Genomic DNA, 10464 nt, shown 5'->3' with positions numbered 1-10464 from the left:
GAGGGGATCGCGCTCATCCGGCATGCGGAGAAGGCAGGCGCGGACGCGGCGCTGGTGGTCACGCCCTACTACAACAAGCCCACGCAGCGCGGCCTCATCGCCCATTTCAAGGCGATGCACGACGCCTGCAACCTGCCGATCATCATCTACAACATCCCGCCGCGCTCGGTGATTGACATGACGCCCGAGACGATGGGCGAACTGGCGAAACTTCCCCGGATCATCGGCGTCAAGGACGCCACCGGCAAGATCGAACGGGTGAGCCAGCAGCGCGCGTCCTGCGGCAAGGATTTCATCCAGCTTTCGGGCGAGGACGCGACCGCGCTCGGCTTCAACGCGCACGGCGGCGTGGGCTGCATCTCGGTCACCGCCAACGTCGCGCCGCGCCTTTGCGCCGAGTTCCAGGCGGCGACACTTGCCGGTGACTACGCGAAGGCGCTCGACTACCAGGACCGGCTGATGCCCCTGCACGAGGCGATTTTCGTCGAACCCGGCCTCGCTGGCGCGAAATACGGGCTCTCGAAGCTAGGCCTCTGTTCGGAGGAAGTGCGCTCGCCGCTGACGACGCTCCTGCCCGAGACGAAGGCAAGAATCGACGCCGCGATGCGTCACGCGGGGATCGCGAACTAGGGTCCGGGCCGTCACCCGCCGCCGGCGACAGGGCGCCTCCCCTCCCCCCCGCGCGGGGAGGGGAGGAGGGTGGGGGGCGCCGGACTTGCGTCCGGCACGGCGCTGCATCGACATGCGGGCTGGCCAAGTCTGCCCCTCCGCGCTAGCCATTTGATCAAACCGGCACGGAGAGCCCCCATGACCCCCGACATGATCCTGACCAACGCGCGCGTCCTGACGATGGACCCCGCCCGCCCCCGCGCCGAGGCCGTGGCGATCGCCGCCGACCGGATCGCGGCGGTGGGGAGCCGGGCAGCGATCGAGCCCCTAGCCGGCCCGGCGACCGAGGTCATCGACTGCAGAGGCGCCACCCTCCTGCCCGGCTTCGTCGAAAGCCACCTCCACCTCGTCCTCGGCGGTGCCGAGCTTGCGCACCTGCAACTGACCCATGCGGAAGGAGAGGCCGCGCTCGCCGCCGCCTTCCGCGCCTTTGCCGTCGAACACCCCGACCGGCCGCTCCTGATGGCGCAGGGCGGGCACTACGCCATGCTCGACCATCCGATGACCCGGCATGACCTCGATCGCGTCCTCGCCGACCGGCCCATCGCCATCACCGCGCATGACCATCACACGGTCTGGGCCAATACCGCCGCGCTGAAGGCGGCCGGCCTTCTACAGGGCGCCGCCATGCCGCACGGCCACGAGGTCGTCATGGGGCCTGACGGCACCGCGACCGGCGAACTGAGGGAATTCGAGGCCTTCGCCCCGGTGGTCGCGCTCGGCGGCGAGGCGCGGCTCAACCTCGGCATCGCGACGGGGGGCGAACCCTCGCCCTGGCCCACGGAAGCCGAACAGGCCGTGGACCGGGCCAAGGTCGCGCGCGGCCTCGCCCATGCGGCACGCCACGGCATCACCGCGATGGTGAACATGGACGGCAACCGCTACACGCTGGAGCTTCTGCGCGGCCTCCAGAGGGAAGGCGGGCTGACCGCGCGGGTGAAGGTGCCCTTTCACTTCAAGCCGCACATGGAGCTTTCGGAGCTTGACCGCGCCGACGCGATGACGCGCGATTTCGACGACGACTGGCTTTCCTGCCGGTTCGTGAAACTCTTCATGGACGGCGTCGTCGACAGCCGAACCGCCTGCATGCTGAACGACTATCCCGGCCATCCCGGCCACCGCGCGGAACCCCTGTTCGCACCCGCCCGATTCAACGAGATCGCCACCGAGATCGACCGCCGCGGGCACCAGATCGCCGTCCACGCCATCGGCGACGGCGCGGTCAGGACCACGATCGACGGCTACGAAGCCGCACAGCGCGCCAACGGCAAGCGCGACAGCCGCCACCGGATCGAGCATATCGAACTTATCGACCGGGCCGACGTGCCCCGCCTCGGTGCGCTTGGCATCACCGCCTCCGTCCAGCCGCCCCATGCGCCCGGAGCGATGGATTTCGCGATGTTCCCGACCCTCGACGTGATCGGGCGGGACCGCTGGGCAGACGCCTATCTCTGCCGCGACCTCGCCGCGGCCGGCGCGCCCCTCGCCTTCGCCTCGGACTGGCCGGTGACCGACATCTCGGTCCTGCGCGGCATCCAGGCCGCCCTCACCCGGCCGACCTACGAAGGGGCGGCGGACCAGCGCGTGCCGCTCATGGAGATCCTGCGCGCCTATACTGCCGGCGGCGCCTGGGCCGCGCATATGGACCACGTCACCGGCACGCTCCGGCCCGGCATGGCGGCAGACATCGTGGTGCTCTCGGGAGATATCGAGGCGGCGCCGGCAAAGGACGTGGCGGGCATGGGCGTAGCACTCACCATAGCGGGCGGGCAGGTGACGCACCGGGCCTGACCACCCCGGCCGCGTTCAGCGCTTGCGAACGAACTCGGTCCTGAGCACGAGGCCCTTGATCGTCTCGTGGCGGCAGTCGACCAGATCGGGGTCGTCGGTCAGCCGGATCGAGCGGATCACCGTGCCGCGCTTCAGCGTGGTGCTCGTCCCCTTGACCTTCAGGTCCTTGACCAGCGTGACCGCATCGCCGTCGGCAAGCGCGTTGCCCTCGGCATCGACGACCGCCACCGCGGCCACCGCCGTCACGTCCGACGCCGGCCGCCACTCGCCGCTCGCCTCGTCATAGACATAGTCCTCGTCGTCGCCCATGGTCTGCCTCCGCCCCGGGGCCCGCAAGGGGACGCCCGGATCGCGCTCTAGCGCCCCGGGCCGGAGCGGACAAGACGCCACGGCAGCCGCCCGCGTCACTTCCGGCGCCGCCCCTCGATCTGCCCAAGCCGGACGTGGCGCAGCGCCTCCACCAGCATCGCGATCACGAACCCGAATATCATGAAGCCGTTGGCGCCGCACATGCCGCCCAGAAGCCGCCAGTCCTGCGGCAGCACCAGATCGCCGTAACCGAGCGTCGTGAACGACACGAGCGCGAAATAGACCGAGGATTCGAGCGTCGGCAGGATACCCAGAAGATCGAAGGCCAGGGCCCAGGTCCAGACATCCACCGTCACCACGCCCATGACCCAGAGCGCCGCCGCAATCAGCACGATCGCCAGCTTCGGCCCGTGCGGCTCGCGCGTGAGCCAGGGTTGGAAGCGGCGGATCAGCACCTCGACCACCAGGAGCGTCGCCCCGGTGAGCGAGATCGTGGTCAGCATCAGGAGCGAACCGATGGCGATCTGGACGAACATGCGCGCCTCCCTCTCCGGCTCCGGATACCGGCTCGCGCGCCGCCCGTGAAGCCCCCGGCTGGACTTGGCCGCGCCCCTCGCCTATCTCGGGCAGGTCATGGCCGAGAAACAGAACCCCAACTACAAGGTGATCGCCGAGAACCGCCGTGCGCGGTTCGACTACTTCATCGAGAGCGATCTGGAGGTCGGCATCGTCCTGACCGGGTCGGAGGTGAAGTCGCTCCGCACCGGCCAGTCGAACATCGCCGACAGCTACGCCTCGGTCGAGGGGGGCGAGCTCTGGCTGATCAACAGCTACATCGCCGCCTACAAGCAAGCCGGCGTCTTCGGACATGAGGAGCGCCGGCGGCGCAAGTTACTGGTGTCGCGGAAGGAGCTCGCGCGGCTCTGGCAGGCGGTGGGCCGCGAGGGCATGACGCTCGTGCCACTGGTGATGTATTTCAACGACCGCGGCCGGGTGAAGCTGAAGATCGGCACGGCGAAGGGCAAGAAGCTGGCCGACAAGCGCGCGACCGAGGCCACCCGCGACTGGAACCGGCAGAAGCAGCGGATCCTGAAGCAGGGCTAGGATTTGCACGCAGCCGCGGCGCCTGACCCTGGAAGGATGGCCCATCCACCAGCCCCAGCGGATCGGCCTCGATGTATCGTCCCGTCGTCGGATCGTAATCGCGCACCCAGTTCTGGTGCAAGCCGGACCGTTGCTTCATCTGGCGGGCCAGCCCTCTGGGTCCTTGCAACGGCCCGGCCCGGCCGGGTATTGCGGGACGAGGCACGAAGGGGGCGGACATGGCCGAGGACGATCCGAAGACTCTGGTTTCCACCGGCTGGCTGGAGCGGCACCTGAAGGATCCCGACCTGAGGCTCCTCGACGCCTCGTGGTACATGCCCGGGTCGGGGCGCGACCCGAAGGCCGAATACGATGCGGCCCACATTCCCGGCGCGCGGTTCTTCGACATCGACGAGATCGCGGACCTGCGCTCGGGCCTGCCGCACATGGCGCCCACGGCAGAGAAGTTCATCAGCCGGATGCGGGCGATGGGCGTGGGCGACGGGCACCAGGTCGTCGTCTACGACGGCGCCGGCATCTATTCGGCGGCCCGCGTGTGGTGGCTCTTCCGGCTCATGGGGAAAACCGATGTCGCGGTGCTCGACGGCGGCTTCCCGAAGTGGCAGGCGGAGGGGCGGCAGGTCGAGGACATGGCGCCGATCCTGCGCGACCGCCACATCACCGTCAGCCGGCAGGCGCATCTCGTGCGCGACGTCACGCAGGTCGCCGCCGCGGCCAAGCTCGGCGACCACGAGATCATCGACGCCCGCTCACCCGGCCGCTTCGCCGGCACCGAGCCCGAGCCGCGCCCCGGCCTGCGGTCGGGCCACATCCCGGGCTCGAAGAACCTCCATTACGCCACGCTCCTTCATGCCGACGGCACGATGAAGGACGCCAAGGGGCTCCGCGCCGCCTTCGCGGCGGCGGGCGTGGACCTTGACCGGCCCGCCATCACCACCTGCGGCTCGGGCGTGACGGCGGCGATCCTGAACCTCGCCCTCGCGCGGCTCGGCAAGCACGACCACGCGCTCTACGACGGTTCCTGGGCCGAATGGGGCATGTACAACGACCTCAAGGTCGCGAAGGGGTGACGCCGATGTTCGCCAGCCTGAAGCCGCAGCCCGCTGACAAGATCCTGCAACTCATCGGCCAGTTCCGTGCCGATCCGCGCGCGGACAAGATCGACCTCGGCGTCGGCGTCTACAAGGACCCGAGCGGCCTGACGCCGGTCATGCGCGCCGTGAAGGCCGCCGAGAAACGGCTCTGGGAAACGGAGACGACCAAGACCTACACCGGCCTCGCCGGGGAGCCGGCGTTCAACACGGCACTCGCCCGGCTCGTCCTCGGGGAAGCGACGTCCGAAGACCGCATCGCTGCGGCGGCGGCGCCGGGCGGCACCGGCGCGGTGCGCCAGGCGTTCGAACTGATCCGCATGGCCTCGCCCGGGGCGCGGGTCTGGGTTTCCGATCCGACCTGGCCCAACCACCTCTCGATCCTGAACTACCTCGGGATGCCTGTCCGGCCCTACCGCTACTTCGACGCCGAGACGCGCGGCGTCGCCTTCGAGGCGATGCTCGCCGACCTCTCCGGGGCGAAGGCGGGCGACGCGGTGCTGCTGCACGGCTGCTGCCACAACCCGACCGGCGCCAACCTGACCCTGCCCGAATGGGCCGAGGTGGCGGCGATCCTCGAGAAGACCGGCGCACTGCCGCTCATCGACATCGCCTACCAGGGTTTCGGCGACGGGCTCGAAGCCGACGCGGCGGGCGTGAGGCTTATCGCCGACCGCCTGCCCGAGGTGCTGGTCGCCGCCTCCTGCTCGAAGAACTTCGGCATCTACCGCGAACGCACCGGCGCGCTTATGGCCCTCTCCGACCCGGCCCGGCGCGAGGTCATGCAGGGCACGCTCGCCTTCCTCAACCGCCAGAACTATTCCTTCCCGCCGGACCACGGCGCGCGGCTCGTCACGATGATCCTCGAAGACCCGGCGCTGCGTGCCGACTGGGAGGTGGAGCTGGAATCGGTGCGGCTGGGGATGCTCACCTTGCGCGAACAGCTCGCCGCGGAACTGCGCGACCTGTCCGGTTCCGACCGCTTCGGCTTCCTCGCGCAGCATCGCGGCATGTTCTCCCGCCTCGGCGCGTCGCCCGAGCAGGTGGAGCGGCTGAAGACCGAACACGCCATCTACATGGTCGGCGATTCGCGGCTGAACATCGCCGGGCTGAACGCCGCAACGGTGCCAGTGCTCGCCCGCGCGATCCTTTCCGTCGGGATCTGAGGGCGGCACACCGGATCCTGGCCCCGGTGATTCCGCAGGACCCCCGGCAGGGGTCGAACGCGGACGGCGGGGCCGAGGCCCCGCCGCCCTGTCGGCCTCGCCACGGGATCAGGCGTGGTAGGCGCTCTCGCCGTGCGAGGTGAGGTCGAGTCCCTGACGCTCGTCGTCGCTGGCGACGCGGAGGCCGGTGATCGCCTTCGTGACGTAGATCAGCACTGCCGAGCCGATGCCGGACCAGAGCACGGTGATCAGCACCGCCTTGATCTGCGTCACAACCTGCGCGCCCATGACGAAGTCATCTCCTCCGGTGCCGCCAAGCCCCGGGGCCATCAGGATACCCGTGGCGATGGCGCCGAAGATCCCGCCGATGCCGTGCACGCCGAAGACGTCGAGGCTGTCGTCATAGCCGAACTTCTGCTTCACCCGGGTCACGAAAAAGTAGCAGACGGGCGAGACGGCGAGGCCGAGGACGATGGCCCCGACCGGGCCGGTGGTGCCGCAGGCCGGGGTGACGGCGACGAGGCCCGCGACCATGCCGGAGGCCGCACCGAGGCCCGATGCCTTGCCGCGGGTGATCGTCTCGACCAGCGCCCAGCTCACGATCGCGGCGGCCGTGGCGACGAAGGTGTTGAGCATCGCCAGCGTCGCGCCCGCCGTCGCCTCGAGGTTGGAGCCGGCGTTGAAGCCGAACCAGCCGACCCAGAGCATCGCCGCACCGACCATTGTCAGCGTCATCGAATGCGGCGCCATGTTGTCGCGCCCGTACCCCACCCGGGGACCGAGCACCAGCGCCCAGACCAGCGCCGCGATGCCGGCATTGATGTGGACGACCGTGCCCCCTGCGAAGTCGATCGCGCCCATGTTGAAGATCAGGCCCGAGGCGTCCCAGACCATGTGCGCGACAGGGAAGTAGATGAACGTTACCCAGAGCACAGAGAAGATCAGCACCGCCGAGAACTTCGCGCGTTCCGCGAAGGCGCCGATGATGAGGGCGGGCGTGATCGCCGCGAAGGTCATCTGGAAGGCGATGAAGACATATTCCGGCAGCACCACGCCACCGGTGAAGGTCGCCGCCGTCGTCTCCGGCGTGACCCCGGCGAGGAAGACCTTGCCGAGGCCGCCCCAGTAGGGCGAGATGCCGCCGCCGAAGGCGAAGGAATAGCCGTAGAGGATCCAGACGATCATCACCACCGCGGCGATCATCGTGCACTGCATCAGGACCGACAGCATGTTCTTCGTCCGGACGAGCCCGCCGTAGAAGAGCGCGAGCCCCGGAACCGTCATGAACAGCACCAGCGCCGAGGCCGTCATCATCCAGGCCACGTCGCCCTTGTCGATGACCGGCACCGCCTGCGCGGCCGCCGTGGCGGTTTCCTGCGCGACGGCCGGCAGGCCCAGGGCCAGGGCCGCGAGCCCCGCCCATCCGAGAGTCTTCTTCATCGTCATCCCCCGATTGGTTGTCCCGCTCACAGCGCGTCCTCCCCGGTCTCGCCGGTCCGGACCCGCACCACCTGCTTCAGATCGAGCACGAAGATCTTGCCGTCGCCGATCTTGTCGGTCTTCGCCACCTTGCGGATCGTATCCGCGACCTCGTCGGCCAGGGCGTCGCTGACGGCGATCTCCAGCTTCACCTTGGGCACGAAGTTCACGGCATATTCCGCGCCGCGATAGATCTCCGTATGCCCCGACTGCGCGCCGAAGCCCTTCACCTCGGTCACCATCATCCCCCGGACCCCGATCGCGGTCAGAGCCTCGCGCACCTCGTCGAGCTTGTAGGGTTTGATTGCCGCTATGATGTATTTCATGGTTCCCTCCGGCGCCCCGCTGCTTGCTGTTCCCGCAGGCAGGGAGCGACGGAGCCACCCCGGAGACAACGGAATCGTCCTGGTTCGGCGGCGCGGAATCAGGCATATGCCAAAAATTTGTGCAGATATCGGGGAAGTGACGCGGGATTGAGCGCATCCCGCCTGCTGCAACTGCGAAACGGCGCGGACGAACGACGCCGCGCCGCAGCGTCTGCCCATTCACCGGCGGAATTGTGAGCCGCCGGCGCTCCACATTCCCGCCGCACTCCTGTATGGTCACCCGAAAACGGGCAGGCATCGGACAAGACGCATGAGAGAGACAGGCGGCAGGAAGCCTCCCCTGGTGGCGGACCGGCGCTACGGCGGACAGCCGAAAGCGGCGGCGAAGCCGAAGGTGGCAGCGAAGCCCCGCGTTGCGCGGCGCCCGGCGCGACGGGCGCCTTTGCCGGTGCGGCTCGTCGCCGGGCTCTTCCGGGCCGTCTGGCGCGTGATCTGGGGCATCGGCTGGCGGCTTGCCGCGATGGGCGCCATCGTCACCGGCCTCGCCACGCTCTATTTCTACGCCCAGCTCCCGCCGCTCGATACGCTCATCGACGCGCGCACCCGCGGCTCGGTCACCATGCTCGATCGCGAAGGCCAGGTCTTCGCCTGGCGGGGGGAGACCTTCGGCGGCACGATCACCGCCGACACCGTCTCGCCCGAGCTGAAGAACGCCATCGTCGCGACCGAGGACAAGCGCTTCTACCGCCACCTCGGCATCTCGCCGCGCGGCATCGCCAGCGCGGTCCGCATCAACCTCGCCGAGGGGCGCGGCCCGCTCGAGGGCAACGGCGGCTCGACGATCACCCAGCAGGTCGCCAAGCTCATCTGCCTCGGCGTGCCCTATGACCCGAAGGCCTGGAAGTCGGAGGCCGACTACGAGGCCGACTGCCGCCAGTCGAGCCTGATGCGCAAGATCAAGGAAGTGCCCTTCTCCTTCGCGATGGAGGCGAAGTACGGCAAGGACAGCATCCTGACGCTCTATCTCAACCGCGCCTATCTCGGCGCCGGTGCGCGCGGCTTCGAGGCGGCGAGCCAGCGCTATTTCGGCAAATCGGCGAACGAGGTCGGCCCGGCCGAGGCGGCGATGCTCGCCGGGCTCCTCAAGGCGCCCACGCGCTATGCGCCCACCGCGAACCTTCAGCGCGCGCAGGACCGCGCGGCGGTCGTGCTCGGGCTGATGCACGAACAGGACTTCCTGACCGACGCGCAGTACCGCGACGCGCTGGCCAACCCGGCGCGGCTCTCCAAGGCGGCCGAGGCGCGGGCGGGCGGCTATTTCGCCGACTGGGTGATGGATGCCGGCCCAGCCTTCCTGACACAGGACACGACCGAGGACGTGATCATCCGCACCACGCTCGACCAGTCGATCCAGAAGCGCGCCGAGGAGGCGCTTTCCTACGTCTTCGAGACGAAGGTCAAGGCCGGCTCGAAGGCCCAGGCGGCCATCGTCGTGATGTCGGCCGACGGCGCGGTGCGGGCCATGGTCGGGGGCCGCGACAGCACGGTCAGCGGCGCCTTCAACCGCGCGACGCAGGCGATCCGCCAGACCGGATCCACCTTCAAGCCCTTCGTCTATGCCGCAGCACTCGACATGGGCTACACGATGAACTCGCTCATCGACGATTCCCCGATCACGCTCTACGTCAAGGGTTCAGGCGAATGGACCCCGAAGAACTACGAGCCCGAATTCCGTGGGCTGATGACGCTGACGGATGCGCTGGCCAGTTCGATCAACACCGCGACGGTGCGGCTGAGCCAGGCGGTCGGGCTCGACGCGGTGCGGCAGGTCGCGGCGGATTTCGGGCTACAGTCGGAACTCGCGCAAGGTCCGGCGATCGTGCTCGGCTCCTCGGGGGCGACGCTCCTCGACATGACCGGCGCCTATGCCGGGATCCTCAACGGCGGCTCGTCCGTGCATCCCTACGGGCTGCTGGAGCTCCGCATCCAGGGCGACGACGTCTCGCTCATGGGGCAGGAGGGCGGCATGGGCGAACGGGTGATCTCGGAGAACGCCGCGCGCCAGCTGACCTACATGATGACGCAGGTGATCGAGCGCGGCACCGGCCGGCGGGCGCGGATAGAGGGGCACGAGGCGGCGGGCAAGACCGGCACCACCTCGGACTATCGCGACGCCTGGTTCATCGGCTTCACCGCGGATTACGTGGTCGGCGTCTGGATGGGCAACGACGACAACAAGCCCCTGACCGGGGTGACCGGCGGCGGGCTGCCGGCCGAGATATGGCACGAGGTCGTGACGCGAATCGCGGCCGACCTTCCGCCCACGCCCCTGCCGATGATCCGGCCCGAGGACCTGCCGCCGCCCGAATACGTGGGCCAGACCTGGCAGGCCGGAGGCGGCGCGGACCCATATGCGGGCCAGCTCCAGCCCTATCCCGGCCAGGCCGCGCCACAAACCCAGCCGGCGCCGGCGGGCGGCGAAAGTCTCGTCGACATTCTCACGAACATCCTCGGCCGCCGCAACTGACG

10 protein-coding genes are annotated in these 10464 nt (G+C 69.1%); 6 read left to right on the top strand and 4 right to left on the bottom strand.

Features of this window, described 5'->3' with window-relative positions:
• Positions 1-630: 4-hydroxy-tetrahydrodipicolinate synthase (gene dapA / locus ACMUOO_RS07140; RefSeq protein ID WP_413854969.1), on the top strand; the 630-nt coding region annotated here is incomplete at its 5' end.
• A gap of 177 nt (positions 631-807) precedes the next feature.
• Positions 808-2460 carry an amidohydrolase gene (locus ACMUOO_RS07135; RefSeq protein WP_301920498.1) on the top strand — a complete coding sequence of 551 codons (1653 nt, stop codon included), beginning with the start codon at positions 808-810 and terminating at the stop codon, positions 2458-2460.
• Between the two features lie 15 nt (positions 2461-2475).
• On the opposite strand, the gene ACMUOO_RS07130 is transcribed toward ACMUOO_RS07135, so the two are convergent.
• Together ACMUOO_RS07130 and ACMUOO_RS07125 are read right to left on the bottom strand one after the other, a co-directional pair.
• Positions 2476-2769 (bottom strand): alkylphosphonate utilization protein, encoded by a 294-nt coding sequence (locus tag ACMUOO_RS07130; protein ID WP_301920497.1) that lies wholly within the window; start codon positions 2767-2769, stop codon positions 2476-2478.
• 95 nt (positions 2770-2864) lie between these two features.
• Complete coding sequence (locus ACMUOO_RS07125; protein ID WP_301920496.1) at positions 2865-3305, bottom strand: potassium channel family protein; 441 nt, start codon at positions 3303-3305, stop codon at positions 2865-2867.
• A 97-nt stretch (positions 3306-3402) separates the two neighbouring features.
• Here ACMUOO_RS07125 and smpB point away from each other — a divergent pair, with 97 nt between their 5' ends.
• The 3 genes from smpB (at position 3403) to ACMUOO_RS07110 (ending at position 6130) form a co-directional block, all read left to right on the top strand.
• On the top strand, positions 3403-3873 hold the full coding sequence (gene smpB, locus ACMUOO_RS07120; protein WP_301920566.1) for an SsrA-binding protein SmpB: 471 nt from the start codon (positions 3403-3405) through the stop codon (positions 3871-3873).
• A 218-nt stretch (positions 3874-4091) separates the two neighbouring features.
• Entirely contained in the window at positions 4092-4943 is an 852-nt protein-coding gene (sseA, locus tag ACMUOO_RS07115; protein ID WP_301920495.1) for a 3-mercaptopyruvate sulfurtransferase, read from the top strand.
• Between the two features lie 5 nt (positions 4944-4948).
• Positions 4949-6130 carry an aromatic amino acid transaminase gene (locus ACMUOO_RS07110; protein WP_301920494.1) on the top strand — a complete coding sequence of 394 codons (1182 nt, stop codon included), beginning with the start codon at positions 4949-4951 and terminating at the stop codon, positions 6128-6130.
• 108 nt (positions 6131-6238) lie between these two features.
• Here the strand turns inward: ACMUOO_RS07110 and ACMUOO_RS07105 are convergent, their stop codons facing one another.
• Both ACMUOO_RS07105 and ACMUOO_RS07100 read right to left on the bottom strand, forming a co-directional pair.
• Entirely contained in the window at positions 6239-7570 is a 1332-nt protein-coding gene (locus ACMUOO_RS07105) for an ammonium transporter (RefSeq protein WP_301920493.1), read from the bottom strand.
• 26 nt (positions 7571-7596) lie between these two features.
• The gene (locus ACMUOO_RS07100) at positions 7597-7935 is read right to left on the bottom strand and encodes a P-II family nitrogen regulator (protein WP_301920492.1); all 339 of its coding nucleotides are present in this window, start codon (positions 7933-7935) and stop codon (positions 7597-7599) included.
• Positions 7936-8245: 310 nt separating this feature from the next.
• Between ACMUOO_RS07100 and ACMUOO_RS07095 the strand changes: the two genes are divergently transcribed.
• Positions 8246-10462: a transglycosylase domain-containing protein gene (locus ACMUOO_RS07095; protein ID WP_301920491.1), complete on the top strand. Its 2217-nt coding sequence runs from the start codon at positions 8246-8248 to the stop codon at positions 10460-10462.
• The last annotated feature ends 2 nt before the right edge of the window (positions 10463-10464 follow it).

The sequence above is a fragment of the Albidovulum sp. genome, assembly GCF_041919395.1.
Lineage (GTDB): Bacteria > Pseudomonadota > Alphaproteobacteria > Rhodobacterales > Rhodobacteraceae > Albidovulum.
Note: the sequence above shows the minus strand (reverse complement) of the source record. Positions and strands in the feature narration are given on the sequence as shown.